This is a genomic window from Oryzisolibacter sp. LB2S (assembly GCF_040732315.1).
GTDB lineage: Bacteria > Pseudomonadota > Gammaproteobacteria > Burkholderiales > Burkholderiaceae_C > Alicycliphilus > Alicycliphilus soli.
In genome coordinates this window covers 1,166,880-1,193,203 of the sequence record NZ_CP160388.1, presented here as the reverse complement: position 1 = coordinate 1,193,203, position 26,324 = coordinate 1,166,880, and the positions used below count along the sequence as shown (strand labels likewise).

Genomic DNA, 26,324 nt, shown 5'->3' with positions numbered 1-26,324 from the left:
GGACAGGCAAAACCACCCATTGCAAAAACTGTCCAACAAATCACCGTTTGATGAACACAATGGCTGCATGAATTCCGTGGCTAAGCCACGTTCGTAATGGCGAGGGGCCTTACGCCGAGGCTGGCTTCTCTTGCGTGTGCGCCTTCCACGGCGTCACGGGCGCGCTCACTCAAACCCGATCCAACCAATCGCGCCCGTAGGCGGCGTCGGCATCGGCGGTGTTAAAGCCATGCTCCCGGATGAAAGCCGCCCCTTGCTGGTCTTTCAGGAAGGCGAGTGAGTGCGCTGGTAGTTCTGCCAGCGCCAGCCATGCCCACGCGGCCTCCTCGTCGCCCGCGTGGTCGGCTGCACGGGATTCCGCCATCAGGATTGCGTTCTCCGACATGCCGCCAGCTCGCCGCCGCGTGCGGTCTTCTTCGGTCATGTAACTTTTTGGTTTGGTGCTCATCAACGCTCTCCGAACTTCAAGGCTTGAACGGCGGCTGCGGAAGCAGGCGAGCCTGCGCGATGGAACTGTAGCCGCAAGGTGAAGCGCACCCAAGTGTCAGAGCCACCACGTTCAATCACCACGCACCACGCGCCCCATGACGTCCAGGACGCGGGTTTGCAGGGCGCGGAACTCGATCATGAGGCTTTCGACCTCCACCGGACGTCCGCCCTGCCCGCGTTTCTCGGCCAGCCAGAGTTTCAGCAGGCCCGCCACCCGGCCAAGGTCGCCGTTGACGTGCCCGAGGTCGGCCACCGCTTTCAGGTCAACCACTGACCGCACCGGCTGGTTAAGGCCTACCGCTCGCAGGTAGCCCGAGTTGGACAAGCCGGCCTGTGCAGCCAGGTCGGCAATGGTCGCTTCTTCCTCTGGTGTCACCCACACCTCTATGCGCCGCCCACGCGGCCGCCCACCCCGCACCTTGGGAGGCAGGGCGGCCGGCTCTTTGGGGGGGCGCTGGGGCAGCTTTGGCATCGCTTGGCTCGTTCGGCTTAGGGCTTGGTCGCGGCAGCGACGGTCAGCCTCGCAGAGCAAGATTCCGTCGAACCGAAGGCGAGTAAGGGGCGGTGGTGGACAGGTGCGGGCGCAGCCCGTACCGGTACAACACACATCTTGCCGTCACTTACGACGCAAAGTAGTGCAATTGAATGCAAGAGGTTCTTTCTTTTCAGCCAATTGCATTGAATTGCGCTCTCTTGCGCAAAATTGCGCTTGCGGCCGTCGATTAACCGCTGAATTGCCTTGTTTTGCATAAAGTTGCCTAAAGAACACCGCTTCCACGAAAGGTCAGCCAGCCCAAATGCTGCGCGCTGTCCATGTTGTCCACAGCCGCAATGCGTTAAAGAGCTTTTAAAGTTAAAAAAGCAGTTAAAGCGCGCGCGCGTTACACTTTTTGAAAGCCTTGTGCCGCAAGGGTTTGAGGGGTGGTTGCGTTCCTGAAAGCACGAAGTGAGCGTTCCTGAAAGCACGTGTCTGGTGTTCCTGAAAGCACGTGGCTATCCACAGAAAGCGTTCCTGAAAGCACGTGGCTATCCACAGGTCAGAGCTGCCTCTTGGGCTTCCTCGCGACAACCCTCTTGTGAGCCGTCAGCGTGGCATGTGGCCGTCCGGTCTGAATGTCGCATGCCTCCGCCCTCCGGCCCTTGGGGCCGATGGCATAGATTGCCACCACGTCCCGTTCCACATCGAAGGCCATCAGGTAGTCTGGCAACCCACCACTCTCCGCCAACGCTTTCACGTCAAAGCGGAATCGACGCAGCGACGCCATGCTGCCGCTCTTTTGGTGCAGAACCGTCATCGAGACGCGCCAACGCGATTGCGAACCGCAATGCTTGCGGGCCAACTCGTAGATGCGGCGATCCAACGCCTTGCGCAGACCCCAATAGTCATCCGATAGCGTTAACACTTTCCCAGCATCCACCGAACGGAAGAGCCAGCGTGGCAAATCCACCTCGACGGCTACCATTCGATCATCGACGGGAGACTTCTCGACCACCCGCCAACTGTCGATCAAGCCAAAGCCACGTCGTTCACGCTGCCCATTCGTCTCGATGTTGGTTTCGACCACCGTGCCTTTCAGGCGGCGCAGCATGTCTTCCATGCGTTCGTAAGCCCGACCGCTGGCACCACGTCCCGTTGCGATCAGGAAGTCATAGGCGGTAAAGCGCACGGTCGGCGCGATGACGCGGCCCCGGTTCCTGGCATCCATCAACTGGCTGATGCAGTAAATCCACAGGTCTTTGTCGTAGATGGTGGCGCAGCCACAAGACCCGGGCATCACAGTCACGGTGTTGCCATTGCGTTCGTAGGTACGCACCCGCTTGTCGCCAGCCTTCAACGCGAACAATGGATACTCCATGCTGGCAATATCATCTTTCGGCGAGGCACCAAAGATGTCCGCTATGAAGAAATCGCCTTGCTGACAGCGGCCTGATGCGAGCCGCAAGGCAACCTCGCAGTCGATGCGCTCAGCCCGGCTGGTGTTCGGCGCGATGAGCACGAACTAGCAGCTCAGTGCCCGACTCCGGGGCGTATGGCTTGGACACCCGACAACCTGCGGGCATCAACCCATGCTTCAACCTCCGCCAGATCCCATGCGACGTTTCTGCTGGTGAGCACGATGCGACGGGGAAACTCTCCGCGCTGCTCCATGTTGTAAATCGTGCGCTCTGCCAGCGGGATCATCGCCAACAGTTTCTTGCGGTTGATGAGCGTCCTGTTCGTTGTTGCCAGCATGCCGTGTTTCCTTCAGCCACTTTAGACGTGCCTGATGGTGCCCCGTGATGCCAGTTGCGTCGGCGTATTAGTTGGCTAAAATGGTTGACATGAGGAATCCTTCAATCCCGATCTGGGAAGGCTGCTGTCCAGCCATTTCGGAAGCCATAGGGCGATTCCAAGGTCGTTGGCGGGCATCTTCAACGGACAAGCACAGCGTCCGATTGTTGAAGGAACTGATTGATCCCGTTGTGACCGCCTATGCAGCTACCCTTCCCTTGCGCTATTTGGGCCATGTACCGGGTGTCGGGCCAGACGTGAAGCCATTCAGCGAAATCGCACGACTGATCGGGTTCAACGCAATGGCTCGGCTGCAACGGCAGCTACTGCGCGCTTTCACGCTCACGAACAACCGGTGGTCTGCGCGCGAAAAGCAGTTTGTCGCAACGCTCGAAACATTGATTGAGTTGGTCAGCGCCTGTGCCCGCAAGCGACCAACAAAGTCGAAGATTCGCGACACGAATTTGAAGAGTGGGCGCACTCGGGGGTTTTGCCGATTTTGCGGGGCAATGGCCGAACTGACTCTATTCGGCAATGGAAGCGAGGCACCAAAGGCAAATGACCCGGAAGACATACTGAGACTAAGCAACCTGTACTGTCCTGAACACCGGCCAAGATTGCCAACCGGCGAATGGAATCCCGCATATCGAAGGGCCAAACGGTCACTGGCGCAGTTCGATCAGGAACTAGCCAGACTTGGCCTGCAATCCACAAAAATGCAAGCAGGCCAAGCGCAGTCAGGCGACGCGCTTATCGACAGCTACGTCTTTCACTATGTCCGCAAGTATGGCTTTCAGCCTGCGGACGAGGCCGAACTGCGCCACCATGCGCGATGGATGGTGGACAACAAAGTGACGGATCGGAAGAAGCAAATGGTGATTCTGCACCGGTACGGCATGAGTCAGTCAGACATAGCGCGAAAGCTGAGCATCAAGCGCCAAGCTGTGTTCAAGGCGCTTGCGTCGATCCCGGAGGACGCCCGCCAACTACCCATTCTCCCCGGTTTCCCATCTCATTTTCTTTCGTCAACCAAATCGTACAATTAGTTTGCATCAAAATTCACGCCGACAAACGTGACTTGAGCGTCCACTCGTCGATCATGTCCGCCCAGTCTTGCAACATGGCCGTGCGTTGCTCGCGATATTCAGCCTTGTTGTAAACCGCCCTGACACCCCGTTGCTCGTGGGCGAGGCACTTCTCGATCCAATCGGTGTTGTAGCCGGCTTCGTGAAGTAGCGTGCTGGCCGTGCGCCGCAAATCATGCGGCCCGAAGTTTGCAAGAGGCCTCCCCTCTTTTTGCGCCAGCCGATAGGTCAGCGTCAGCACGCGATTGAGCGTGGCACTGCTCATCTGCACGTCGGCATCGTAGCGCCCCGGAAACACATAGTTCGAGCCACCGGCAAAGGTTTTCAGCGCGATGAAGATATCCAGCGCCTGCCGGGAAAGAAACACCAGATGGGGGTTGCGTCGCTTCATCCGCTCTTTCGGGATCGTCCAAAGCGCCTCGCTGAAATTGATTTCGTCCCAGGTCGCATCGGTCAGCTCGCTCTTGCGCACCATTGTCAGAAGCAGCAATTTGACCGCCGCCCGAATGGTTGGCGTCGTGCCAATACGCTCCATGTACTGGTACATCAAGCCGATTTCATCAGGCGTCAACGCACGGTCGCGCGGCTCGAATTTGGCGATGGAAGTCGGGCGCACCAGCTCGGCTGGGTTCTCGACCTTCTGACCACGCTCGATAGCCCAGCGATAGACCTGCAATACGATCTCCCGAACATGCACAGCCGTCGCTGGCGCACCGCGGCCGACGATGGCATCGGTCAATGCCCGCAAGTCCTCGTGGGTGATCTCAGTCAGCTTCCAGTTGCCGAACTTGGTCTTGAGGTCGCGCTCATAAACGGAGCGGCGCATGTCGCGGGTGGAATCGGCCATCTGGTAGCCGCGCAACCACTTCTCGGCCCATGCCCCGAACGTCTCGGCATCCTTGGTACGCGCCTTGTCGCGTGCCTTCTCCTTTGCCGGCGACTTGCCCGCCGCGATCATCTTCTTGGCCTCATTAAGCCGCTCGCGCGCTTCTGCCAAGGTGATGCCGCCAACTCCGTAGCGGCCGAAGGTCATCGTCTCCTGCCGGCCATTGATCGCGTAGTTGTAGCGAAAAGAGATGGCACCAGCCGGCGTGACGGCCACATAGAGGCCGTCACGATCGACGGCCTTGTACAGCTTGTCCTTCGGCTTGAGGTTGCGCAGCTTGGTATCGGTCAACATGACAAGGCTCCAGAGTCCGGACTGGATACCATGATCAAGAACTGCCAAAAAATCCCACTTTAATCGTTAAAAATCAACAATTTATCAGAATTAAATACCATGCAAACAACCGCCGAGCGCACATGGTATCGAGGCAACATCATGGCATCAGGCGGGATACTACCATCGCCCATGCCATCAGGAGAAATTGCTTGCTGGTGCCAGAACCTGCCAGACAGCGCCAGGAAGAACAATCAAAATGTCCACCTAAAACATCCACTTAGGCGGCATTTATTGCCCGTAGTTGCCAGTGCGTACCAGACGCAAAATCACTCCCACTCGATCGTCGCCGGCGGCTTGCTCGAGACGTCGTAGGTCACGCGGTTGATGCCACGTACCTCGTTGATGATGCGGCCCGAGACCTTCTTGAGCAGGCCGTAGGGCAGCTCGGCCCAGTCGGCGGTCATGAAGTCGGACGTCTGCACGGCGCGCAGCGCCACCACGTAGTCGTAGGTGCGGCCGTCGCCCATCACGCCCACGCTCTTGACCGGCAGGAAGACCGTGAAGGCCTGGCTGGTCAGGTCGTACCAGCTCTTGCCGGTCTGCGGGTCGATGGCGGCGCGCAGCTCCTCGATGAAGATGGCGTCGGCGCGGCGCAGCAGGTCGGCGTACTCCTTCTTGACCTCGCCCAGGATGCGCACGCCCAGGCCCGGGCCGGGGAAGGGGTGGCGATACACCATCTCGCGCGGCAGGCCGAGCGCGACGCCGAGCTCGCGTACCTCGTCCTTGAACAGGTCGCGCAGCGGCTCCAGGAGCTTCAAGCCCAGCTGCTCGGGCAGGCCACCGACGTTGTGGTGGCTCTTGATGGTGACGGCCTTCTTGCTCTTGGCGCCGCCGGACTCGATCACGTCGGGGTAGATGGTGCCCTGGGCCAGGAAGGTCGCGCCCTTGACGGCTGGTCGGCCGTCAACTCCAGTTCCGCCGTCATTGGCGGCCTTGAGCTTGGCGGCCTCGGCCTTGAACACGTCGACGAACAGGCCGCCGATGATCTTGCGCTTTTGCTCCGGGTCGCTCACGCCTGCGAGTTTGGAGAGGAACAGGTCGCTCGCGTCCACACGGATCACGCGCGCGTGCAGCTTGCCCTCGAACATGTCCATGACCATATCGCCCTCGTTCAGGCGCAGCAGGCCGTGGTCGACGAACACGCAGGTCAGCTGGTCGCCGATGGCCCGGTGGATGAGCGCGGCGGCGACGCTGGAATCCACACCGCCCGAGAGGCCCAGGATGACCTCCTCGTCGCCCACCTGCTCGCGGATCTTGGCCACGGCCTCTTCGATGTGGTCCTTCATGATCCAGTCAGCCTGGGCGCCGCAGATCTCGTGCACGAAGCGGTTCAAGAGCGCCGCACCTTGCACGGTGTGCGTGACCTCGGGGTGGAACTGCACGGCGTAGAAGCGCCGCGCCTCGTCGGCCATGCCGGCGATGGGGCAGGCCGGTGTGCTGGCCATGAGCTTGAAGCCCGGCGGCAGCTGCGTGACCTTGTCGCCATGGCTCATCCAGACCTTGAGCATGCCGTGGCCCTCGGGCGTGGCGAAGTCCTCGATACCCTTGAGCAGCGCGGTGTGCCCGTGCGCGCGCACCTCGGCGTAGCCGAATTCGCGCGTGTGGCCGCCCTCGACCTTGCCGCCGAGCTGGTTCGCCATGGTCTGCATGCCGTAGCAGATGCCCAGCACGGGGATGCCCAGCTCGAACACGGCATCGGGCGCCTTGTCATCGACCTCGTAGACGCTGGCGTGGCTGCCCGAGAGGATCACGCCCCGGAGCTTGCCGTCGGCGGCGAACTCGCGCACCCAGTCGCTGCTGACGTCGCAGGGATGGACCTCGCAGTACACATGGGCCTCGCGCACGCGGCGCGCGATCAGCTGGGTGACCTGGGAGCCAAAGTCGAGGATGAGGATCTTGTCGTGTTGCATGGCGATTTATAAAGAAATCGGCCTCCAGCGCTTATCAGGCAAGCGCCAGCAGCTATCAAAAACAGAGCTTCACTGCGGGCGGTGGCCCGCAGTTTTCCGCTCAATCGGCGCGGTAGTTGGGCGCTTCCTTGGTGATCTGCACGTCGTGGACATGCGACTCACGGATGCCGGCGGCCGTGATCTCAACGAACTCGGCCTTGTCGTTCATCTCGGCAATCGTCGCGCAGCCGCAGTAGCCCATGGCGGCGCGCACGCCACCGGCCATCTGGAAGACGATGCTGACCATGGAGCCCTTGTAGGGCACGCGGCCCTCGATGCCCTCGGGCACGAGCTTGTCGGCGTTGGGGTTGCCGGTGGTCGCCTCCTGGAAGTAGCGGTCCGCGCTGCCCTGCTGCATGGCGCCGATCGAACCCATGCCGCGGTAGCTCTTGTACGAGCGGCCCTGGTAGAGGATGACCTCGCCCGGTGCTTCCTCGGTGCCGGCGAACATGCCGCCCATCATGATGGTCGATGCACCGGCCGCAATCGCCTTGGCGATGTCGCCCGAGTAGCGGATGCCGCCGTCGGCGATCAAAGGCACGCCCGTGCCCTTGAGCGCCGTGGCCACGCTGTCGATGGCCATGATCTGCGGCACGCCAACGCCGGCGACGATGCGCGTGGTGCAGATCGAGCCGGGGCCGATGCCGACCTTGACCGCGTCGGCACCGGCCTCGACCAGCGCCAGCGCCGCGGCGCCGGTGGCGATGTTGCCGCCGATCACTTCCACCTGCGGGTAGTTCTGCTTGACCCAGCGGACGCGGTCGATCACGCCCTTGCTGTGGCCATGGGCGGTGTCGACCACGATGGCGTCCACCCCGGCCTTGACCAGGGCCGCCACACGTTCCTCGGTGCCCGCACCCACGCCCACGGCGGCGGCCACGCGCAGGCGCCCCTCGGCATCGCGCGCGGCGTTGGGGAAGGTGGTCTGCTTGTTGATGTCCTTGACGGTGATCAGGCCCTTCAATTCGAAGGCGTCGTTGACCACCAGCAGGCGCTCGAGCTTGTGCTTGTTCAGAAGCGCCTTGGCCTGGGCGGGGCTGGTGTGGTCCTTCTCGTTGACGGTAATGAGCTTTTCGCGCGGCGTCATGATCTGGCTGACCTTGACGTCGTAGCGCGTCTCGAAGCGCACGTCACGGCTGGTGACGATGCCCACCACCTTGCCGCCGTCGCACACCGGAAAGCCGGAAATACCCAGGTTCTCGGAGAGTTCGAGCACCTGCAGCACCGTGTGCTCGGGGGTGATGACCACCGGGTCGTGCACCACGCCCGACTCATGGCGCTTGACCTTGGCGACCTCGGCCGCCTGCTGCTCGGGCGTCATGTTCTTGTGGATGACGCCGATGCCGCCCTCCTGCGCGATGGCGATCGCCAGGCGCGCCTCGGTCACGGTGTCCATGGCGGCGGACACCAGCGGCAGGTTCAAGGTGATGTTGCGCGTGAAGCGCGTGGCGAGAGACGTGTCCTTGGGCAGGACCTGGGAGTACGCGGGCACCAGCAACACATCGTCGAAGGTGAGCGCTTTTCCGAGAAGGCGCATGTGAAAGCTCCAAAAAGTCGATTGTACTTGGGCGCCGATTCACGATGCATGTGGCGGCCATGCCCCGCTATTGGCCCGGATGCCGCGCATGGTTACACTTGCTTGCATGAAACACATCAAACATCTTCTGCTGGCCCTGCTTTGCTGCGTCACGACGGGCGCCTTTGCCCAATGGCAATGGATAGACAAGGATGGGCACAAGGTGTTCAGCGACCGGCCGCCACCACAGGATGTGCCCGAGAAAAACATTCTCAAGCAGCCACGCGCCGCAGGCATGCCTGCGCAGGCGGCAGCGCCCGCCGCGAGCGACACCAAGGCAGCCACCCCCACCGAGGCGGCGTCGGGCAAGGACCGGCGGCTCGAGGAAAACAAGGCCAAGGCCGAGGCCGCCGAGGCCGCGAAGAAGCAGGCCGACGAGCAGCGTCAGGCCCAGGCCAGGGCCGACAACTGCGCACGCGCCAAACGTGTCAAGACGCAACTGGCCGATGGGCAATTGGTGGGGCACGTCAACGCCAAGGGCGAGCGCAGCTTCATGGACGACGCCACGCGCCAGGCCGAGCAGCGCCGCGCCGACGAGATCATTGCGTCGGACTGCCGGTAGGACTGTCAGTAACCCGGCTTGGCACCGGGTCTGCGCCTGGCAAACAGGCCCGCGGCACGCGCGCCCTGGCTCTTGAAGCGCTGACGGCGGGCCAGCTTGGGGTCCACCAGCAGCGGCCGGCAGCATTCGACACGGTCGCCGTCGCGCAGCCGCTCCTGCTCTGCCACCACCCTGCCCCAGATGCCGCACACCAGGCCGGCGTCCGCAGGCACGAGCCGGCAGGCGCGGAGCGCATCGGCCACCGTGGCGCCGGCGGGCAGGGACAGTTGCCACTCCTGCACCTCACCCGCGTGCAGCGACGCGACCACCGTGACGTGCAGCACGCCAGGTTCAGCCATAGACCTGTTCTGCCCGCTTGATGAAGGCATCGACAAAGGTCGCCGCGATGCGATCGAACACCGGCCCGACCAGCGCGGCCAGCGTTCTGCTGCTAAAGCCGTAGTGCAGCTGGAGCTCGACCCTGCAGGCCCGCTGCGTGCCATCTCCCACGGGGTGAAAGTGCCAATCGCCGTCGAGCCGGGAAAACGGCCCCTCGATGAGCTCCATCTCCACGCGGCGCCCCTGTTCATGCGTGTTGCGCGTCACAAAGGACTTGTGCAGCCCCCCGAGGGAAATGCCGACCTCGGCCTTCATGCCATCGTCATAGTGCTCGAGAACGGTGGCATGGTCGCACCAGGGCAGGAACTCGGGGTAGCGCGCCACGTCCGTCACGAGTGCGAACATTTCTTCGGGGCTGTACCAGATGAGGACGGATTTGTTGACTGTTTTCATGAAGACGGGGCGCCTAGAATGGCGGGCGCGAGACGACAACGATTGTAGGGAGGCCTTGGAACTCCCGGTTTGCGCCGCATTTGAAAGACCATGGCCAAGAAACCCGACACATCGTCACGCATCGCCGACAACAAGAAGGCGGCCTACAACTACTTCTTCGAGGAACGCCACGAGGCCGGCATGGTGCTGCACGGCTGGGAGGTCAAGGCCCTGCGCGAGGGCAAGGTGCAGCTGACCGACGGCTACGTGATCATCAAGGACGGCGAGCTGTTCCTGATCGGCTGCCAGATCAACCCGCTCAAGACCGCCTCCACCCATGTGAATCCCGATGCCACGCGCATCAAGAAGCTGCTGCTGCACAAGGAGGAAATCCGCCGCCTGATCGGCAAGGTGGAGCAGAAGGGCTACACCCTGGTGCCGCTGAACCTGCACTGGAAGGACGGCCGCGCCAAGTGCGACATCGCCCTGGCCAAGGGCAAGGCCGAACACGACAAGCGCGACACCATCAAGGAGCGTGAGGGCAAGCGCGAGGTCGAGCGCGCCATGAAGAGCCGCCACCGCTGACCGGTTTTTTGCGCGGGCATGGAATAAACGCCCGCGCTGCGGTGTTCATCCCTGCGACCGGCCGACATTTGCGGCGGCCGGCGCCTCAACGGAGAACACCATGAGCAAACTCGGATCCCTGCTTGCCGCGCTGGCCCTGGCCAGCGGATATTCCATGGCCTGTGCGCAGGTGAGCGCCCAGGGCGGCGTGCTCGTCGGCCCCAATGGCATGACGCTCTACACCTTCGACAAGGACATGGCCGGCAGCGGCAAATCGGTCTGCAACGGCGGCTGCGCCACCAACTGGCCACCGCTCACGGCCACCATGGCACCCAGCGGCGAGGGCTACAGCCTGATCCAGCGCGACGACGGCAGCCAGCAGGTGGCCTACAAGGGCAAGCCGCTGTACTACTGGGCCCAGGACGCCAAGCCCGGCGACAAGGGCGGCGACGGCAAGCTCAACCTGTGGCACGCCGCCATGCCGTGAGCGGGACAATGCGCGCATGAACCGCGCCCAGATCGTGGAACAACTGCCCGGGCTGCGCCGCTACGCGCGCGCACTCACCGGCGATGCCTGGGCGGCCGACGACCTGGTGCAGGACACGCTCGAGCGCGCCTGCCACAAATGGCTGCTGTGGCGCAGCGGCAGCAACCTGCGCGCCTGGCTGTTCACGCTGATGCACAACCTCTACCTGAACCAGCGCCGCGGCCTGCAGGTGGTGCAGCCACTCGATGACGAGACCCTGGCCACGCTGGCCGGCGCCGACGGCGTGGCCTCGGACACCACGCTGGATCTGGACCGCTGCCTGCAGCGCCTGCCGCCCGAGCAGCGCGCCGTGCTGCTGCTGGTGACGCTGGAGGACATGGCCTATGCCGACGTGGCGCGCGTCCTGGACATACCGGTGGGCACGGTGATGTCGCGCCTGTCGCGCGCCCGCGGTCGCATGCGCGAGCTGATGGAGGCGGCGCCCACGCGCGACGCCAAGACACCCGCACCCGGCCCCTTGCGCCGCATGAAGTGAACCACGGCTGCGCCCATACCGCCATGAAATGACCGCCATGAACGCACCCCACCCTCCACGCCCCGACGAATCGGCGCTGCACGCCCTGGTCGATGGCCGCCTGCCGCCCGAGCAGGCCGAGCGCCTGCACGCCGGTCTTGCCGCCGCCATGCGCGAGGAGTCCGACGCCTGGGTGCGCCAGCGCGCATTGCTGCAGACGCTGCACGCGGATTGGCTGCAGCGCCCCCTGCCCGACGCCCTGCGCCAGGCCGCCGAGCGCCTCGACGAGACCCAGGCCGCGCGCAGACGCTGGGCCGTCGGTACGGGCCTCGCCGCAAGCTGGGTGCTGGCCTTTGGCCTGGGCTGGGGCCTGCATGGGCCATGGGGGGGTGATGCCACACCGGCCGCCGCAGCCTCGGCGCCGCAACAGTTCGCGCGCCAGGCCGCCGTGGCCCATGCGGTCTACCAGCCGGAGCGGCGCCACCCCGTGGAGGTGACGGCCGCCGAGCAGGAGCATCTGGTGCAGTGGCTGTCCAGGCGTCTCGCGCGGCCGCTCACGGTGCCGCATCTGGAGGCGCAGGGCTTCGAGCTGGTGGGCGGCCGCCTGCTGCCCGGCGGCGATGGCGCACGCGCCCAGTTCATGTACCAGAACGCCGAGGGCGTGCGCATCACCCTGTACCTGGGCGCGCTCGACGATGGCCAGGCACCGGCCTTCCATTTCTACAGCGAGGGGGCGGTGTCGGGCTTTTACTGGGTGGACCGCGGCTTTGGCTACGCGCTCAGCGGCGCGCTGCCGCGGCCGGCGCTGCAGGCGCTGGCCACGGCCGTGTACCGGCAACTCAGCCCAGCGCCGCCAGCGGGTGCGCATGCGCCGGCCAGGGGCTCCTGAAGAAGTCCTGGACCAGTTCGGGGCTCACGTCCTCGATGCGCGCGGGGTTCCAACGCGGGCTGTGGTCCTTGTCCACGGCCAGCGCGCGTATGCCCTCTATGGTCTCGCTCTGGCCGGGGCGCAGGTAGAAGCAGTGGCGCACCATGTCGCGCTCCATGCGCAGGTCATCGGCCAGGCCCATGGTGCGCGCGCGGCGGATCTGCTCGAGCACCACATGCAGCATCAGCGGCGAACGCTTGCGCAGCGTGGCCGCCGTGGCGCGCGCCCAGTCGTCGTCCGCGCCCTCCAGCGCGGCCACGATGGCGGGCACATCCTTCAAGGCGAAGTATTCATCAATTTGACCTCTGACGCTTATCTGGCAAGCGCCAGAAGCTACCAATTTTGAAGCAATCCACTGCTGCACGGCGGCGCCGTCGGCAAAGGTCTCAGTGCCCAGTCCCTCCCACACTGCGGCCTGCTGCTCCGACGGCAGGAAGCCGTCGGCAAGCCCAAAGGCGATCGCATCGGCCGCGCCAATGGTCTCGCCCGTAAGCGCCAGCCATTCGCCCACGCGGCCTGGGCAGCGCGAGAGGAAGTAGCCGCCGCCCACGTCGGGGAACAGGCCGATGGCCGTCTCGGGCATGGCCATCTTGGTGCGCTCGGTGACGATGCGCAGGGTGCCGCCCTGGCTGATGCCCATGCCGCCGCCCATGACGATGCCGTCCATGAAGGCGATGTAGGGCTTGCCGAAGTTGTGGATCAGGTGGTTGAGGGCATATTCCTCGGTGAAGAAGTCCTCGATCTCGGGGTTACCCACGGTGCCCGCGGCATGCAGAAAGCGGATGTCGCCACCGGCGCAGAAGGCGCCGAATGCGCCCTCCTTGTTGCTGCCGCGGATGGCCACGGCCTGCACGGCGTCGTCATGCTGCCAGGCCAGCAGCACGGCCATCAGGTCGCGCACCATCTGCAGCGACAGGGCGTTGAGCGCCTTGGGGCGATTCAGCGTGATGCAGCCCACCTTGCCACGCAGCTCCGTCACGATCTCGGTCATTGTCAATCCTTCCATCCATCCATAGGTTTGTTGAAGACATATGCGCCACATCACGGCAGGGGCGCGCCGGCGCCACCCTGCGTGCACGATTTGAAACCGCGTCCCTCCCACAGGGCGGCGCAAAGACGTTAATCTTGACACAGCACAAGCACGCGCCGGCGCATGCTTGCCCCACAGCGGCCAGGCGCGTAGATTGAGAGCGGATAGAACGCCCTCGGGGCACAGAGGGACACCCACGCGATCCAGGCTCACCGGAGGAGACATGACAATGCCCACCCCTTTGAACTGGCATGGCGCAGCGGGCGCCAGGAAGGATCATGCCCGGCAAGCGCCCCCCCATCACGCGCCGCAGGGGCAGGCCCCTGGCGCGCCGGCCGGTCGCATGTGGGCATCGACCAGCGACATGGAGCGCCCTCCCCTGTCGCTCGATGCCGTCCCCAGCACCCTGGTCATTCCCCTGGCCGCACGGGCCGCGGGCGGCAGCTTCTTCCCGAGCCTGGCCTGCAGCGATGCAGACGCCGCGCGCCTGCTGCGCAGCCTGGGAGTGGATGTCGACGCCTACCTGGCCGACCGCCCCACCGTCCTCAACGTCCTGTGGCGCACCCGGCATATCCAGCGCGCGGGCCAGGCCTTCTTCGCACGCCACCCCAAGGCCTGGGGCATCAACCTGGGCTGCGGACTGTCGAACTACTTTCAATGGCTGGACAACGGCCAGAACCACTGGGTGGACGCCGATCTGCCCGAGGTCATTGCGCTGCGCCTGGCACTCGACCCGCCCTGCTCACGGCGGCTGCGCAGCGTCGCGCTCGACCTCACGCATGCCGACTGGTGGCAGGCCCTGCAACTGCCGCCCGAGGCCATGGAACACCCGCTGTTCGTGGTCTGCGAAGGAGTGCTCATGTACCTGCAGCCAGCGCAGGCCCAGCAGGTGCTGGCAGACTTTGCCAGCCATGCGCCCGCGGGCTCGCGCCTGCTGATCGACACCTTGCACCAATGTGCCGTGGGGCGCGCGCGCTGGCACAGCAGCGTGGGCCGCACGGGGGCCGAGTTCCGCTGGGGCATTCAGCACCCTGACGAGCTGTGCAGCAGTCACCCGCGGCTGCGCCTTGCGCACCTGCACAGCGTGAGCGAATGCTATGGCTGGTGGGGCCGCACCTCTGACGCGCTGTGGCGGCCCTGGCTGGGCGCGCCGCTGTACGGGCTGGCCGAGCTGGCCGTGTGACCCCCCTGGCGAGCGCCATGAAAAAAGGGAGCCAGAGCGGCTCCCTTTGCTGTTGTGGCGCCTCGGCGGGCCAAGGTCACGCGCCCTCGCGGCTGGCGCGCTTGCGCTCGTGCTCCTTGAGGTGGCGCTTGCGCAGGCGGATGCTCTTGGGCGTGATCTCGACGAGCTCATCGTCCTCGATGAACTCCACGCCGTACTCCAGCGTCAGGTCGATCGGCGGGGTGATCTTGATCGCGTCTTCCTTGCCCGAGACGCGGAAGTTGGTCAGCTGCTTGGTGCGCGTGGCGTTGACCACGAGGTCGTTGTCGCGGCTGTGCACGCCCACGATCATGCCCTCGTACACCGGATCGCCCGCCTTGACGAACATGCGGCCGCGGTCATCGAGCTTGCCCAGCGCGTAGGTGAAGATCTCGCCGTCGTCCATGCTGATGAGCACGCCGTTCTTGCGCCCGCCGATCTCGCCCTTGTGCGGCTCGTAGCTGTCGAAGATGTTGCTGATCAGGCCCGAGCCACGCGTCAGGTTCAGGAACTCGTTGGTAAAGCCGATCAGGCCACGCGCCGGGATGCGGTATTCGAGGCGCACGCGGCCACGGCCATCGGGCTCCATGTTCACGAGTTCGCCCTTGCGCTCGCCCAGCGCCTGCATCACGCCGCCCTGGTGGCCTTCCTCGATGTCGGCCGTGACCAGCTCGATGGGCTCGCAGCGCTCGCCGTCGATGTCCTTGAACACCACGCGCGGCTTGGAGACGGCCAGCTCGTAGCCCTCGCGGCGCATTTCCTCGAGCAGGATGGTCAGGTGCAGTTCACCGCGGCCCGAGACCTCGAACACGCCGTCCTCGTCGGTTTCCTTGACGCGCAGCGCGACGTTGGAGCGCAGCTCCTTCTGCAGCCGATCCCAGATCTGGCGGCTGGTGACGAACTTGCCCTCACGGCCGGCCAGCGGGCTGGTGTTGACGCAGAAGTTCATGGTCAGCGTCGGCTCGTCGATCTTGAGCATGGGCAGGGGCTGGGGGTTGGCCGGGTCGGTCACCGTCTCGCCAATGCCGATGTTCTCGATGCCGTTGATGAGCACGATCTCGCTCGGGCCGGCCTCGCTCACCTGCACGCGGTCCAGGCCCTGGAACTGGTGGATCTGGTTGATGCGGCCCTTGTAGCTCGCGCCATCGGGCCCGGCCATGACCAGCACGTCCTGGCCGGCCTTGAGCGTGCCCTGGGTGATGCGGCCCACGCCGATACGGCCGACGAAGGTGGAATAGTCCAGCGCCGACACCTGCATCTGCACGGGCGCGGCCGCGTCGCCCTTGACCGAGGGCACATGCTGCAGGATGGTGTTGAACAGGGCCGACATGTCCGGGCCCCATTGCTCGCCCGGCGCGCCCTGCTCGAGGGAGCTCCAGCCGTTGATGCCCGAGGCATAGACCACGGGAAAGTCGAGCTGCTCGTCGGTCGCGCCCAGCTTGTCGAACAGGTCGAACGCGGCGTTGACCACGTAGTCGGGGCGCGCGCCGGGCTTGTCCACCTTGTTGACGACGACGATGGGCTTCAAACCCAGGGCCAGCGCCTTCTTGGTCACGAAGCGCGTCTGCGGCATGGGGCCTTCCTGCGCGTCGATGAGCAGCACCACGCCGTCCACCATGGACAGGGCGCGCTCGACCTCGCCGCCGAAGTCCGCGTGGCCGGGCGTGTCGAGGATGTTGATGTGCGTGCCCTGCCAGGACACGGCGCAGTTCTTGGCCAGGATGGTGATGCCACGCTCACGTTCGATGGCGTTGCTGTCCATCACCGTGTCCACGACCTTCTCGTGTGCGGCAAAGGTGCCGGACTGGCGCAGCAGCTGGTCCACCATGGTGGTCTTGCCATGGTCGACGTGGGCAATGATGGCGATATTGCGGATTTGTTTGCTCATAGCGTGGTTTCCAATGTGCCGCGTTCTATGTCGGCGCGCGGCGCGCCTTGCAGGATTTGCTGAATCTCCAGCGGGCTCAGCAGACGATCGGGGATGAGTTCGCCACGCACCACGTGGCCTACGCCGAGCAGCGCGTGCGGGCGCTCGCCATAGACGGCGACGGCGGCCGCATCGGGCCAGGGGCCGCGGCGGCGCATGCCCGAGAGAAAGCGCGCCGCATCCTGCTCGGTCAATGTGACGGGCCTGTGTCCGGCCAGCAGGGTGTCGACGGGCTGGACCTGGCCGAGCCGCTCGTCCTCGCCCATGGCCTCGAGCGCGGCCAGGCTCACGCAGCGCGCCACGCCCAGGCCGCCGGTGTCGATGCGGCGCAGGAAGCTCAGGTGCGCACCGCAGCCCAGGGCCAGGCCAATGTCCTCACCCAGGGTGCGAATGTAGGTACCCTTGCTGCAGGTAACTACAATTTTTATAGCTGCTTGCGCTTGCTGGTCGTGCGTCAGAGCCAGATTCAATGCATGAATGGTGACATCGCGCGCCGGACGCTCCACCTCGACACCGGCGCGCGCGTATTCGTAGAGCGCCTTGCCGTCCTTCTTGAGCGCGCTGTGCATGGGCGGCACCTGGCGGATGGCGCCGGTGAACTGCGCCTGCACGGCGGCCAGGCGCTCGGGCGTGAGTGCCGCGGCATCGACCGGCCGGCGTTCGAGCACCTCGCCCTCGGCATCGCCCGTGGTGGTGGTCGTGCCCAGCAGGGCAATGGCCTCGTAGGTCTTCGGAGCGTCGAGCTGGAGCTGACTGAACTTGGTCGCCGCGCCAAAGCACAGCGGCAGCACGCCGGTGGCGAGCGGGTCGAGCGTGCCCGTGTGGCCGGCCTTCTCGGCGCGCAGCAGCCATTTGACCTTCTGCAGGGCGTCGTTGCTGGACAGGCCCAGCGGTTTGTCCAGCAGCAACACTCCGTGCACCGGGCGTCGCTGCACCCGGATGCGGGGAGCGCGTGCCGTCATTGCGTGTCGTCGTCCTTGGAACGCGAGGCCACGGCGCGCGCGATCAGCGCATTCATGTCGGCCGCGCGCTCGGTGGTGCGGTCATAGACGAAGTGCAGCGTGGGCACGGTGTGGATGTGCAGGCGCTTGAACAAGCCGTTGCGCAGAAAGCCCGCCGCCTGGTTCAGGGCCTCATGCGTGGCCTCGCCGTCGCCCACGAGCACGCTGAAGAACACCTTGGCGTGCGCATAGTCGGGCGTGACCTCCACGGCCTGCAGCGTCACCATGCCGATGCGCGGGTCCTTGAGCTCGCGGATCAGCTCGGCCAGGTCGCGCTGGATCTGATCCGCGACCTTGAAGCCGCGGTTGGGCGTGGAGGACTTCTTCGCAGCCATGCTCTTGCCGCCTTACAGCGTGCGGGCGATTTCCTTGATCTCGAAGAGCTCAAGTTGATCGCCTTCCTTGATGTCGGTGTAGTTGCGCAGCTTGATACCGCACTCGAAGCCTTCCTTGACCTCCTTGACATCGTCCTTCATGCGACGCACCGACTCCACCTCGCCCGTGTAGATGACCACGTTGTCGCGCAGCAGGCGGAACTTGCAGCCGCGCGTGACCTGGCCCGAGGTGATGTAGGAGCCCGCAATCGTGCCGATCTTGGACGCCACGAACACGGTGCGGATCTCGGCCGTGCCGATGGCCTCCTCGCGCTGCTCGGGCGCGAGCATGCCGGACATGGCGGCCTTCAACTCATCGACGGCGTCGTAGATGATGTTGTAGTAATGCAGCGTGACGTCGTTGGCCTCGGCGTGCTTGCGCGCATTCGCGTCGGCACGCACGTTGAAGCCGATGATCAGCGCCTTGGAGGCAATCGCCAGGTTGACGTCGCTCTCGCTGATGCCGCCCACGCCGGCATAGACCAGCTGCACCTTGATCTCGTCGGTCGAGAGCTTGAGCAGGGATGCGGCCAGCGCCTCCTGCGAGCCCTGCACGTCGGCCTTGATGATGATGGGCAGATGCTGGATCTCGCCGGCCTGCATCTCGGCGAAGACGTTTTCCATCTTCGCGGCCTGCTGCTTGGCCAGCTTGGTGTTGCGGAACTTGCCGGCGCGGTAGGTCGCGATCTCGCGTGCGCGGCGCTCGTCGGCCAGCACCATGAACTCGTCGCCCGCCTGCGGCACCTCCGACAGACCCTGGATTTCCACCGGGATCGAAGGCCCAGCCTCCTTGGCGGCCCTGCCGTTCTCGTCCACCATGGCGCGCACGCGGCCGAAGGTTTGACCGGCCAGCACGATGTCGCCCACCTTGAGCGTGCCCGACTGCACCAGCACCGTGGCCACGGGGCCGCGCCCCTTGTCGAGCTGCGCCTCGATCACCAGGCCCTTGGCCATGGCTTCCACAGGCGCCTTCAATTCCAGCACCTCGGCCTGCAGCAGCACCTGCTCGAGCAGCTCGTCGATGCCCATGCCGGTCTTGCTCGAGACGGCCACGAACGGCGAATCGCCACCGTATTCCTCGGGCACCACCTCTTCGGCCACGAGCTCCTGCTTGACCTTCTCGGGGTTGGCCTCGTGCTTGTCGGCCTTGGTGATGGCGACCACGATGGGAACGCCCGCGGCCTTGGCATGCTTGATGGCCTCGCGCGTCTGCGGCATCACGCCGTCGTCGGCCGCGCAGACCAGGATGACGATGTCGGTGGCCTGCGCACCGCGGGCACGCATGGCCGTGAAGGCCTCGTGACCGGGGGTGTCGAGGAAGGTGACCGTGCCACGCGGCGTATCCACATGGTAGGCGCCGATGTGCTGGGTGATGCCACCGGCCTCGCCGGGCGCCACCTTGGAGCGGCGGATGTAGTCCAGCAGCGAGGTCTTGCCATGGTCCACGTGGCCCATCACGGTGACCACGGGAGCGCGCGGCAGCGCCTCGGCCTGATGGCTGGAGACCTCCTCGGCGGTGAACGCCTCCGGGTCGTCCAGCGCGGCGACCAGCGCCTTGTGGCCCATTTCCTCGACCACAATCATGGCCGTGTCCTGATCCAGAGGCTGGTTGATGGTGACCATCTGGCCCATCTTCATGAGCGCCTTGATCACCTCGGAGGCCTTGATGGCCATCTTGTGCGCCAACTCGGACACGGTGATGGTCTCGGGCACATGGACCTCGAGCACGCGGAACTCCGCCGGAGCCTGCTGATGGCGCTGATCGTCCCGATCGTTGCCACGCCGGCCCTTGGGACCGGAGCGCCAGTTGCTGCGCCCCACGCCACCGCTGCTGTCGCCGCGGGTCTTGATTTCCTTCTTCTTGGTGCCTTCATTGGCCCAGCTCGACGAGAGCTTGGCGGACTTCACTTCCTTGCCCGCGCCTGCCGCTGCCGTCGCGCCCGGACGTGCGCCAGCACCTGCGGCAGGCTTGTGCAGCGTGCCCTTCTTGGCGTCCTTGGCATCCGCCGCCTTGGCGGCCGGCTTGGGTTCTTCGGGCTTCTTGGCCACCAGCACCTTCTTGGGCGCAGCCATCATGGCGCGGATGGCCTCGGCCTCGGCCAGCGCCTTGCGCCGGCGCTCGTCCAGATCCGCGGCGCGCGCAGCCTCTTCGGCCGCCCGTGCCTTGGATTCGGCCTCGGCCTTGGCACGCGCCTCGGCCTGCGCCTTGGCACGCGCATCGGCCTCTGCCGCGGCCTCACGCCGAGCCTCTTCAATCTCGGCCGTCTCCTGGGCCTTCTTCTCGGCCAGCTGAGCGGCATAGGCGGCGGCACGCTCCTCGGCGGCGCGCTCACGCTCCTCGCGTTCCTCGCGCTCGCGGCGTTGCGCCGCCAGTTCCTCTTCCTGGCGACGAATCAACTCGGCATGGCGGCGGGCCTCTTCCTCGCGGCGGGCAAGCTCCTGCTCCTGCTGCAGGCGTGCAACGGCCGCCGGATCGGCAGCCGTCTCCGCAGCGTCATCGCGCTTGATGAAGGTGCGCTTCTTGCGCACCTCCACCTGGATGGTGCGCGCCTTGCCCGTCGCATCGGCCTGCTTGATCTCGCTGGTGGATTTCTTCACCAGCGTGATCCTCTTGCCCGCGCTGGCCGTGCCGTGACTGGCCTTCAGATAGGCCAGCAGCTTCTGCTTGTCGGCCTCGGTCAATGCATCGGTGGGCGAGGCCTTGGTCACGCCGGCAGTGTTGAGCTGCTCCAGAAGGGTTTCCGGAGACTTCTTGAGTTCTGCAGCGAACTCGGCAACGGTGTTACTCGACATATTCTGCTCGTACCTCCCTGACCCTTACTGCTGTCCCGTGAACCAATGTTCACGCGCCTTCATGATCAAGGCCGTCGCATCTTCGGCGGACAGCCCGGTCAGCTCGGTCAGTTCATCAATGGCCAGATCCGCAAGATCGTCGCGGGTGTTCACGCCGGCCTGTGCCAGCTTGGCGATCAGTTCGGGCGTGACACCCTCGAGATCGCGCAGGTCCTGAGACACACCGCCGACGCTTTCTTCCCGTGCAATCTCCATGGTCAAGAGCGCATCCTTGGCGCGGGCGCGCAGCTCGTTGACCGTATCCTCGTCCAGGCTCTCGATCTCGAGCATTTCCTGCAGCGGCACATAGGCCACCTCCTCGAGGCTCTCGAAACCTTCCTGGATCAGGATGTCGGCAATCTCCTCGTCCACGTCGAGCTTTTCCATGAACAGCTGACGCGTGGCGCTCGTTTCCTCGGCCTGCTTCTGCGCCGACTCGGCGGCATCCATGATGTTGATCTTCCAGCCCGTCAGGTCGGACGCCAGTCGCACGTTCTGCCCGCCGCGGCCAATCGCGATGGCGAGGTTTTCCTCGTCCACGACCACGTCCATGGCATGCTTTTCCTCGTCGACGACGATGGAGCTCACATTGGCGGGCGCCAGCGCGCCGATGACGAACTGCGCCGGGTCATCGCTCCACAGAACGATGTCCACGCGCTCGCCGGCCAGTTCGTTGGTCACGGCATTGACGCGCGTGCCGCGCACGCCGACACAGGTGCCGATCGGGTCGACGCGCTTGTCGTGGCTGAGCACGGCGATCTTGGCGCGGCTGCCCGGGTCACGCGCGCAGCTCTTGATCTCGAGCAGGCCCTGCTCGATCTCGGGCACCTCGTTGCGGAACAACTCGATCATGAACTCGGGCGCGGAGCGCGAGAGGATGATGGGCGCGCCGCGCAGCGTCAGATCCACCTCCATGATCATGGCGCGCACGCGGTCGCCATTGCGCAGGTTTTCCTTGGGGATCATCTCGCTGCGACGCAGGCGCCCCTCGACGCGGCCGCTCTCGACGATGATGTCACCCTTGTCCATGCGCTTGACCGTGCCGGTGAAGATCTTCTCGCCACGGCTCATGAAGTCGTTGAGCAGCATCTCGCGCTCGGCGTCGCGAATCTTCTGCAGGATGACCTGCTTGGCGGCCATGGCACCAATGCGCCCTATGGGCACGGACTCGACCTGCTCCTCGATGTATTCACCGACCTCGATGTCGGGCACGCGGTCGCGCGCGTCCATGAGCAACTCTTCGGCATCGGGGTTCTGCAGGCCGGCATCGTCAGGCACCACCACCCAGCGGCGGAAGGTCTCATACTCGCCGGTGTCGCGATCGATGGACACGCGGATGTCCACCTCGCCCTGGTAGAGCTTCTTCGTAGCCTGAGCCAACGCCGACTCCACGGCACTCAGCACCACCTCGTGCTCCACGTTCTTCTCACGCGAGATGGCTTCTACCAACATCAACAGTTCGCGGTTCATGCGACGACTCTCCTGTTTCTCAATTCCCGGCCAGCCCGCTCACGAAGAGCGGACTCCCATGCATTCATTCCCGGCAGCCCTATTGGTCTGCAGCGCCTGGCTTGGCTCCCCGCCCCTTGAAGTTCACGATGGGAGCGAGCCGCGCCTCGCGCAACTCGTCCAGCGTGAAGCCGAGCGCCTGCAGCGGCGCCGGCTCGCGCTTCTTGCTCACACGCTGACCGGGCTTGACGGGCGGCGCATCGCTCCAGACGATCTGCCATCCGCCGCCGGCGGCACGCTCGAGCGTGCCACGGAACTTCTTGCGATTGGCGGCCACCTGACCTCCCGCCGCGGCACCCAGGGGCTCCTTCAGCGTGATGTCGACCACCTCCCCCTCGAAGCGTGCAAAGTCCTGCTCATTGCGCAACGGGCGATCTATGCCCGGGGAGGACACCTCGAGGCGCTTGTAGTCCACCCCATCCACCTCCAGGGCAAACTGAAGCTGGCGCGTGACCTTCTCGCAATCCTCCACCGTGATGAACTGCTCCACCGGCGGCAGCGCCGCCCCCTCCGCAGGTGCGACCCAGGGAAGATCGATGGTGATGCGCAGCAGCCCCCCTGCGGAGCGCTCGATCTCCACCAGGTCATAGCCCAAGCCGGCCACGGTTTGTTCAACGATTTGCTGCAATGCCACAGATATGCGCTCTACCCAATGCGAATGGAAAACACCAAGCCCCCCTGGGGAAGCGGGGGCCAACACACGCCCAATAAGCAAACGCCCAAAAAAAAAGGGCGGTTGGTACCCGCCCGTTTTGGTCGTGAAGCGCGTATTGTATCCGCTAACACGTCAACACGCAAAGGCCAACGGCACGCATCTTGCATCCCGCGTCATGCGGCGCGCCGGCTTGCGACGATGCGCTCGAACAGGGCCTGCGCCTGCACTTCAGCGGGCGCGTGCCCCGCGTCGCGCCGCAGGACCTCGAGCATGCGCCCCAGAACCTGGGGCTGCGGCAGAACGGGACCCAGAAAGCGGACGAGCCTGCCATCGGCGATCAGAATGGTGGGAAAGGTCTCGACATCCACGTCGCCCACGACGGCCTCCTCGTCCTCCACATCCACCCATTCGAACCTGACCTGCGGCCAATCGCCGGCCAACGCTTCAAACGCTGCACGGTACTCCCTGCAGGTCGTGCACCACTGGGCGCACAGGCAAACCACCCACCATGACTGTCCGCCCCCGAGAGGCGCATCGGCCGCCGGCACTGCGCTTTCCATACCCATGCCTTCCATCCTTGTGCTCATGAACCGCGCCGTTCACGCGCACGGTAGACGTCTATCGTATCCACTCTGGACGCAGCATTGCCCCAGGCATTGCGGATATAGGACAGAACCGCGGCGATCTCCTGGTCCGACAGGCTCTGCATGAAAGGTGGCATGCCATGGGGCCGCGGATTTCCCCTGGTGGCCGGCTGGTAGCCGCCGTGCAGCACCACACGCACGAGGTTGGTGCTGTCCGCCAGCATCACCGCACGGTTACCTGCCAATGCAGGCAGCTCACCCCGACGCCCCTGTCCGTGCATGCCATGGCATTGGGCACATTGCTGCCCATAGATCTCACGGCCCAGCGCCATCGCGGCGGAAGGTGGCTTCACGGCCGGCGGCGCGGGTCTGTCCAGCCGCGGCAGATCGCGCAGGTACTCGGCCATGGCCTGCAGATCGGCGTCGCTGAGATATTGCAGACTGCGAAACACCACCTCGGCCATGGGACCGGACACTCCGGCCCGGGGCGACACGCCCGTCTTGAACAATGCCACCACATCCGCCACGGGCCAATCGGTCACGGCAGCCTCGCGCCCATCGTTGAGCGCCGGCGCATACCAGTTCTGCACGGGGATCAATCCCCCGCGAAACGGCGCATCGGCGCGCGACGCGCCCAGTGCATTGCGAGGCGTATGGCATGCGCCGCAATGACCAAGCCCCTGGACCAGATACGCGCCCCGGTTCCACAGCGCAGATCGGGTCGGGTCGTCTACCAGCCTGCCCGGCCGGAAAAACAGGGCGCGCCAGACGGCGAGCGCAGCCTGCGTTTCGAAGGGAAAGCGCAGAGCGTGAGGCCGATTCGCCTGCCGCACCGGCGCCAGGCTGCGCAGATACGCGTAGATCGCATCCGAGTCTGCGCGCGTCACATAGGTGTAGCTCGGATAGGGAAACGCGGGATAGAGCAGCCGCCCGTCGCGCGAGCGGCCATTGTGCATGGCACGCCAGAACTCCGCGGCCGACCAGCGCCCTATGCCCGTTTCCTCGTCCGGCGTGATGTTTGGCGCATGAACGGCACCGAACGGCGTCGCGATGGGGCGACCTCCGGCATAGTCCGCCCCGCCCTGCCGGGTATGACAGGACACACAGTTGCCGGCGCGCGCCAGATATTCACCTCGTGCAACGAGCTCCGGAGTCACGGACAGTGCAACCGCCTGGGCCGGCAGCGGCTCTTCGTCCAGTCGATTCAATACCCCGACGGCCATGACCGCCCCCAGCAAGAGCGCCGCAACCACGCCACACGCCATCACGACGCGACGCGCCGTCATTGCGCGACCCCAGAGGCTGAAGGCGCAACGACACCTCCGCAGGGCATGGGCAGATCGGCATTGAACTTCGCCGCGGCCTGCCCCCCGCCAGGCACGGCCCGCGACGCAAGCCAGGCCGACACGGCACTCACATCGTCCACGGTCAGCTGCCGCGCCACACGCGCCATGCAGTCCGGCTCCTGAGCCTGGCGCTGTCCGGTCTTCCAGGCTCCGAGCTGGCTTGCCACATAGTCTCGCGAAAGCCCGAGCAGCCCCGGAACGAAAGGCGCAACCCCGGTCATGGCGACGCCGTGGCACCGCGTGCAGGCAGGAATCCCCTTTTCGGCATCACCATGGCGCACCAACTGCTCGCCACGCGCGAGCAGCGCAGGCGGGGCAACAACAGGTGCCGGTGGCGCGTAAGGCAGTTCGAGTGCAGAGAAGTACCCCGCGATCTCGCGCAAGTAGTCGTCCGTCAGGTACTCGAGCAAATAGCCCATCTGCGGATAGCTGCGGCGGCCATCGCGAAAATTGAGCAGCTGGTGGTACAGATAGCCCGCAGGCTTGCCCGCTATGCGCGGGAAATACCCATCCGGCGTGGCCCGACCCTCCTTGCCGTGGCAGGCGGTGCACGCAAGCACTCTCTCTGCCATGCCCGCCACAGGCAAGACCGCGCCATCCCCATCGCCTGCGACGACACCACCCCACCACAGGCATGCGCACAAGGCGATCGCGAGGTGCAGCCGGCCACGCATGGCGACTCAGCCACGCCCGGCAAAAGGCATTTTCGTTGCCATGACGGTGTGGAACATCACATTGGCCTCGAGCGGGAGATTGGCCATGTACAACACGCTCTGCCCCACGATGGACACGTCCATGAGCGGCTCGGCCGCAATCTGGCCGTTGGCCTGCGCAACGCCCTGGGTCATGCGCTGAGCCAGTTCCGTTGCCGCGTTGCCCACGTCGATCTGGCCGACGGCAATGTCGTACTTGCGCCCATCGAGTGATGCCGTCTTGGTCATCCCCATCACGGCGTGCTTGGTTGCCGTGTAGGCAATGGAATTGGGACGCGGCGTGTGCGCCGAAATGGAGCCGTTGTTGATGATGCGTCCACCCCGCGGCACCTGAGACTTCATGACGCGAAACGCGTTCTGAATGCAATAGAACATTCCGTTCAGGTTGATGTCCACCACATTCTTCCACTCCGCCACCGGCAGGTCCTCCAGCGCAACAGCCGGCGCACCCACGCCCGCATTGTTGAACAGCAGATCCACGCGGCCGAAACGCTGAACCGTCAGGTCGAACAATTTGCGCACCGCATCGGGGTCTGCCACGTCGGTGGGAACGGACAGCGCCCGTGCGCCGGCCCCCGACTCACGAACCACATCCAGCAACGGTTGTTCACGCCGCCCCGCGAGGGCCACAGTCCAGCCATCGCCGAGCAATGCCAGCGCCGCAGCCTTGCCGATGCCCGAGCCTGCGCCGGTGACGATGGCAACTCTCGAATCCTGTGTCATATGCCCCATCTCCTTTTCCATCTGTCAGTCA

At 65.0% G+C, this 26,324-nt stretch carries 27 protein-coding genes; 7 read left to right on the top strand and 20 right to left on the bottom strand.

Translation table 11 applies throughout. From position 1 onward, the window contains the following. Nucleotides 1–169: 169 nt before the first annotated feature. From ABUE11_RS05670 to ABUE11_RS05655, 4 genes are all read right to left on the bottom strand, one after another. Complete coding sequence (locus tag ABUE11_RS05670; RefSeq protein ID WP_367068077.1) at nt 170–448, bottom strand: hypothetical protein; 279 nt, start codon at nt 446–448, stop codon at nt 170–172. Nucleotides 449–559: 111 nt separating this feature from the next. Next, nucleotides 560–961, bottom strand: a complete 402-nt coding sequence (locus ABUE11_RS05665) for a CopG family transcriptional regulator (RefSeq protein ID WP_104938957.1) — start codon at nt 959–961, stop codon at nt 560–562. Between the two features lie 565 nt (nt 962–1,526). Beyond that, entirely contained in the window at nt 1,527–2,486 is a 960-nt protein-coding gene (locus ABUE11_RS05660; RefSeq protein ID WP_367068076.1) for a replication initiator protein A, read from the bottom strand. 11 nt (nt 2,487–2,497) lie between these two features. After that, nucleotides 2,498–2,722 carry an AlpA family transcriptional regulator gene (locus tag ABUE11_RS05655; RefSeq protein WP_162109697.1) on the bottom strand — a complete coding sequence of 75 codons (225 nt, stop codon included), beginning with the start codon at nt 2,720–2,722 and terminating at the stop codon, nt 2,498–2,500. A 206-nt stretch (nt 2,723–2,928) separates the two neighbouring features. Between ABUE11_RS05655 and ABUE11_RS05650 the strand changes: the two genes are divergently transcribed. Continuing rightward, nucleotides 2,929–3,807: a LuxR family transcriptional regulator gene (locus ABUE11_RS05650; protein WP_367068074.1), complete on the top strand. Its 879-nt coding sequence runs from the start codon at nt 2,929–2,931 to the stop codon at nt 3,805–3,807. A gap of 13 nt (nt 3,808–3,820) precedes the next feature. Here the strand turns inward: ABUE11_RS05650 and ABUE11_RS05645 are convergent, their stop codons facing one another. The 3 genes from ABUE11_RS05645 to guaB all read right to left on the bottom strand — a co-directional run bounded on the left by ABUE11_RS05645 (nt 3,821) and on the right by guaB (nt 8,554). After that, nucleotides 3,821–5,026, bottom strand: coding sequence for a site-specific integrase (locus ABUE11_RS05645; protein ID WP_162109696.1), 1,206 nt, complete (start codon nt 5,024–5,026; stop codon nt 3,821–3,823). A 308-nt stretch (nt 5,027–5,334) separates the two neighbouring features. Further along, complete coding sequence (gene guaA / locus ABUE11_RS05640; protein WP_367068073.1) at nt 5,335–6,978, bottom strand: glutamine-hydrolyzing GMP synthase; 1,644 nt, start codon at nt 6,976–6,978, stop codon at nt 5,335–5,337. A 100-nt stretch (nt 6,979–7,078) separates the two neighbouring features. Next, complete coding sequence (guaB, locus tag ABUE11_RS05635; RefSeq protein WP_367068072.1) at nt 7,079–8,554, bottom strand: IMP dehydrogenase; 1,476 nt, start codon at nt 8,552–8,554, stop codon at nt 7,079–7,081. A gap of 106 nt (nt 8,555–8,660) precedes the next feature. Between guaB and ABUE11_RS05630 the strand changes: the two genes are divergently transcribed. Continuing rightward, complete coding sequence (locus tag ABUE11_RS05630) at nt 8,661–9,155, top strand: DUF4124 domain-containing protein (protein WP_367068071.1); 495 nt, start codon at nt 8,661–8,663, stop codon at nt 9,153–9,155. A 5-nt stretch (nt 9,156–9,160) separates the two neighbouring features. Here ABUE11_RS05630 and ABUE11_RS05625 read toward each other — a convergent pair whose 3' ends face one another. Next, nucleotides 9,161–9,493, bottom strand: a complete 333-nt coding sequence (locus tag ABUE11_RS05625) for an RnfH family protein (RefSeq protein ID WP_367068070.1) — start codon at nt 9,491–9,493, stop codon at nt 9,161–9,163. After that, nucleotides 9,486–9,926: a type II toxin-antitoxin system RatA family toxin gene (locus ABUE11_RS05620; RefSeq protein WP_367068069.1), complete on the bottom strand. Its 441-nt coding sequence runs from the start codon at nt 9,924–9,926 to the stop codon at nt 9,486–9,488. Before ABUE11_RS05620 ends, ABUE11_RS05625 begins: the two co-directional genes overlap by 8 nt. Nucleotides 9,927–10,016: 90 nt before the next feature. Between ABUE11_RS05620 and smpB the strand changes: the two genes are divergently transcribed. The 4 genes from smpB (at nt 10,017) to ABUE11_RS05600 (ending at nt 12,359) form a co-directional block, all read left to right on the top strand. Next, nucleotides 10,017–10,490, top strand: a complete 474-nt coding sequence (smpB, locus tag ABUE11_RS05615) for an SsrA-binding protein SmpB (protein ID WP_367068068.1) — start codon at nt 10,017–10,019, stop codon at nt 10,488–10,490. A 100-nt stretch (nt 10,491–10,590) separates the two neighbouring features. Further along, nucleotides 10,591–10,956: a hypothetical protein gene (locus ABUE11_RS05610; RefSeq protein ID WP_367068067.1), complete on the top strand. Its 366-nt coding sequence runs from the start codon at nt 10,591–10,593 to the stop codon at nt 10,954–10,956. Between the two features lie 16 nt (nt 10,957–10,972). After that, complete coding sequence (locus tag ABUE11_RS05605; protein WP_367068066.1) at nt 10,973–11,491, top strand: sigma-70 family RNA polymerase sigma factor; 519 nt, start codon at nt 10,973–10,975, stop codon at nt 11,489–11,491. Between the two features lie 37 nt (nt 11,492–11,528). After that, nucleotides 11,529–12,359, top strand: coding sequence for an anti-sigma factor (locus ABUE11_RS05600; RefSeq protein WP_367068065.1), 831 nt, complete (start codon nt 11,529–11,531; stop codon nt 12,357–12,359). Here the strand turns inward: ABUE11_RS05600 and ABUE11_RS05595 are convergent. Then, complete coding sequence (locus tag ABUE11_RS05595; RefSeq protein WP_367068064.1) at nt 12,310–13,389, bottom strand: enoyl-CoA hydratase/isomerase family protein; 1,080 nt, start codon at nt 13,387–13,389, stop codon at nt 12,310–12,312. The genes ABUE11_RS05600 and ABUE11_RS05595 overlap by 50 nt on opposite strands. Before the next feature lie 268 nt (nt 13,390–13,657). On the opposite strand from ABUE11_RS05595, the gene ABUE11_RS05590 reads away from it, so the two are divergent. Further along, nucleotides 13,658–14,611 (top strand): class I SAM-dependent methyltransferase, encoded by a 954-nt coding sequence (locus ABUE11_RS05590; RefSeq protein ID WP_367068063.1) that lies wholly within the window; start codon nt 13,658–13,660, stop codon nt 14,609–14,611. A 76-nt stretch (nt 14,612–14,687) separates the two neighbouring features. On the opposite strand, the gene typA is transcribed toward ABUE11_RS05590, so the two are convergent. The 10 genes from typA to ABUE11_RS05540 form a co-directional block, all read right to left on the bottom strand. Continuing rightward, complete coding sequence (typA, locus tag ABUE11_RS05585; RefSeq protein WP_367068062.1) at nt 14,688–16,517, bottom strand: translational GTPase TypA; 1,830 nt, start codon at nt 16,515–16,517, stop codon at nt 14,688–14,690. Beyond that, a complete protein-coding gene (gene truB / locus ABUE11_RS05580) occupies nt 16,514–17,518 on the bottom strand; it encodes a tRNA pseudouridine(55) synthase TruB (protein WP_367068061.1) in 1,005 nt (334 codons plus the stop codon). The genes typA and truB overlap by 4 nt, the downstream gene beginning before the upstream one ends. Next, nucleotides 17,515–17,892, bottom strand: coding sequence for a 30S ribosome-binding factor RbfA (gene rbfA / locus ABUE11_RS05575; RefSeq protein WP_367068060.1), 378 nt, complete (start codon nt 17,890–17,892; stop codon nt 17,515–17,517). The genes truB and rbfA overlap by 4 nt, the downstream gene beginning before the upstream one ends. A gap of 12 nt (nt 17,893–17,904) precedes the next feature. Beyond that, nucleotides 17,905–20,724, bottom strand: coding sequence for a translation initiation factor IF-2 (gene infB, locus ABUE11_RS05570; RefSeq protein ID WP_367068059.1), 2,820 nt, complete (start codon nt 20,722–20,724; stop codon nt 17,905–17,907). Nucleotides 20,725–20,748: 24 nt separating this feature from the next. Beyond that, entirely contained in the window at nt 20,749–22,233 is a 1,485-nt protein-coding gene (nusA, locus tag ABUE11_RS05565; RefSeq protein WP_367068058.1) for a transcription termination factor NusA, read from the bottom strand. 79 nt (nt 22,234–22,312) lie between these two features. Beyond that, the gene (rimP, locus tag ABUE11_RS05560; RefSeq protein ID WP_367068057.1) at nt 22,313–22,906 is read right to left on the bottom strand and encodes a ribosome maturation factor RimP; all 594 of its coding nucleotides are present in this window, start codon (nt 22,904–22,906) and stop codon (nt 22,313–22,315) included. A gap of 194 nt (nt 22,907–23,100) precedes the next feature. Then, the gene (locus tag ABUE11_RS05555; protein WP_367068055.1) at nt 23,101–23,493 is read right to left on the bottom strand and encodes a thioredoxin family protein; all 393 of its coding nucleotides are present in this window, start codon (nt 23,491–23,493) and stop codon (nt 23,101–23,103) included. Nucleotides 23,494–23,510: 17 nt separating this feature from the next. Continuing rightward, entirely contained in the window at nt 23,511–24,797 is a 1,287-nt protein-coding gene (locus ABUE11_RS05550) for a cytochrome c (protein WP_367068053.1), read from the bottom strand. Beyond that, nucleotides 24,794–25,429 carry a c-type cytochrome gene (locus ABUE11_RS05545; RefSeq protein ID WP_367068755.1) on the bottom strand — a complete coding sequence of 212 codons (636 nt, stop codon included), beginning with the start codon at nt 25,427–25,429 and terminating at the stop codon, nt 24,794–24,796. Before ABUE11_RS05545 ends, ABUE11_RS05550 begins: the two co-directional genes overlap by 4 nt. A gap of 108 nt (nt 25,430–25,537) precedes the next feature. Then, nucleotides 25,538–26,293 (bottom strand): SDR family oxidoreductase, encoded by a 756-nt coding sequence (locus ABUE11_RS05540; protein ID WP_367068754.1) that lies wholly within the window; start codon nt 26,291–26,293, stop codon nt 25,538–25,540. Nucleotides 26,294–26,324 lie beyond the last annotated feature (31 nt).

Bases quoted from the DNA above. Each gene is read 5' to 3' on its own strand.
- ABUE11_RS05665 (WP_104938957.1), bottom strand. From the start codon at position 961: ATGCCAAAGCTGCCCCAGCGCCCCCCCAAAGAGCCGGCCGCCCTGCCT.
- smpB (WP_367068068.1), top strand. From the start codon at position 10,017: ATGGCCAAGAAACCCGACACATCGTCACGCATCGCCGACAACAAGAAG.
- infB (WP_367068059.1), bottom strand. From the start codon at position 20,724: ATGTCGAGTAACACCGTTGCCGAGTTCGCTGCAGAACTCAAGAAGTCT.
- rbfA (WP_367068060.1), bottom strand. From the start codon at position 17,892: ATGGCTGCGAAGAAGTCCTCCACGCCCAACCGCGGCTTCAAGGTCGCG.
- ABUE11_RS05630 (WP_367068071.1), top strand. From the start codon at position 8,661: ATGAAACACATCAAACATCTTCTGCTGGCCCTGCTTTGCTGCGTCACG.
- ABUE11_RS05625 (WP_367068070.1), bottom strand. From the start codon at position 9,493: ATGGCTGAACCTGGCGTGCTGCACGTCACGGTGGTCGCGTCGCTGCAC.
- ABUE11_RS05590 (WP_367068063.1), top strand. From the start codon at position 13,658: ATGCCCACCCCTTTGAACTGGCATGGCGCAGCGGGCGCCAGGAAGGAT.
- guaB (WP_367068072.1), bottom strand. From the start codon at position 8,554: ATGCGCCTTCTCGGAAAAGCGCTCACCTTCGACGATGTGTTGCTGGTG.
- ABUE11_RS05670 (WP_367068077.1), bottom strand. From the start codon at position 448: ATGAGCACCAAACCAAAAAGTTACATGACCGAAGAAGACCGCACGCGG.
- guaA (WP_367068073.1), bottom strand. From the start codon at position 6,978: ATGCAACACGACAAGATCCTCATCCTCGACTTTGGCTCCCAGGTCACC.
- ABUE11_RS05600 (WP_367068065.1), top strand. From the start codon at position 11,529: ATGAACGCACCCCACCCTCCACGCCCCGACGAATCGGCGCTGCACGCC.
- ABUE11_RS05645 (WP_162109696.1), bottom strand. From the start codon at position 5,026: ATGTTGACCGATACCAAGCTGCGCAACCTCAAGCCGAAGGACAAGCTG.
- ABUE11_RS05655 (WP_162109697.1), bottom strand. From the start codon at position 2,722: ATGCTGGCAACAACGAACAGGACGCTCATCAACCGCAAGAAACTGTTG.
- ABUE11_RS05540 (WP_367068754.1), bottom strand. From the start codon at position 26,293: ATGACACAGGATTCGAGAGTTGCCATCGTCACCGGCGCAGGCTCGGGC.
- truB (WP_367068061.1), bottom strand. From the start codon at position 17,518: ATGACGGCACGCGCTCCCCGCATCCGGGTGCAGCGACGCCCGGTGCAC.
- ABUE11_RS05605 (WP_367068066.1), top strand. From the start codon at position 10,973: ATGAACCGCGCCCAGATCGTGGAACAACTGCCCGGGCTGCGCCGCTAC.
- ABUE11_RS05620 (WP_367068069.1), bottom strand. From the start codon at position 9,926: ATGAAAACAGTCAACAAATCCGTCCTCATCTGGTACAGCCCCGAAGAA.
- ABUE11_RS05545 (WP_367068755.1), bottom strand. From the start codon at position 25,429: ATGGCAGAGAGAGTGCTTGCGTGCACCGCCTGCCACGGCAAGGAGGGT.
- ABUE11_RS05595 (WP_367068064.1), bottom strand. From the start codon at position 13,389: ATGACCGAGATCGTGACGGAGCTGCGTGGCAAGGTGGGCTGCATCACG.
- nusA (WP_367068058.1), bottom strand. From the start codon at position 22,233: ATGAACCGCGAACTGTTGATGTTGGTAGAAGCCATCTCGCGTGAGAAG.
- typA (WP_367068062.1), bottom strand. From the start codon at position 16,517: ATGAGCAAACAAATCCGCAATATCGCCATCATTGCCCACGTCGACCAT.
- ABUE11_RS05550 (WP_367068053.1), bottom strand. From the start codon at position 24,797: ATGACGGCGCGTCGCGTCGTGATGGCGTGTGGCGTGGTTGCGGCGCTC.
- ABUE11_RS05610 (WP_367068067.1), top strand. From the start codon at position 10,591: ATGAGCAAACTCGGATCCCTGCTTGCCGCGCTGGCCCTGGCCAGCGGA.
- ABUE11_RS05555 (WP_367068055.1), bottom strand. From the start codon at position 23,493: ATGGGTATGGAAAGCGCAGTGCCGGCGGCCGATGCGCCTCTCGGGGGC.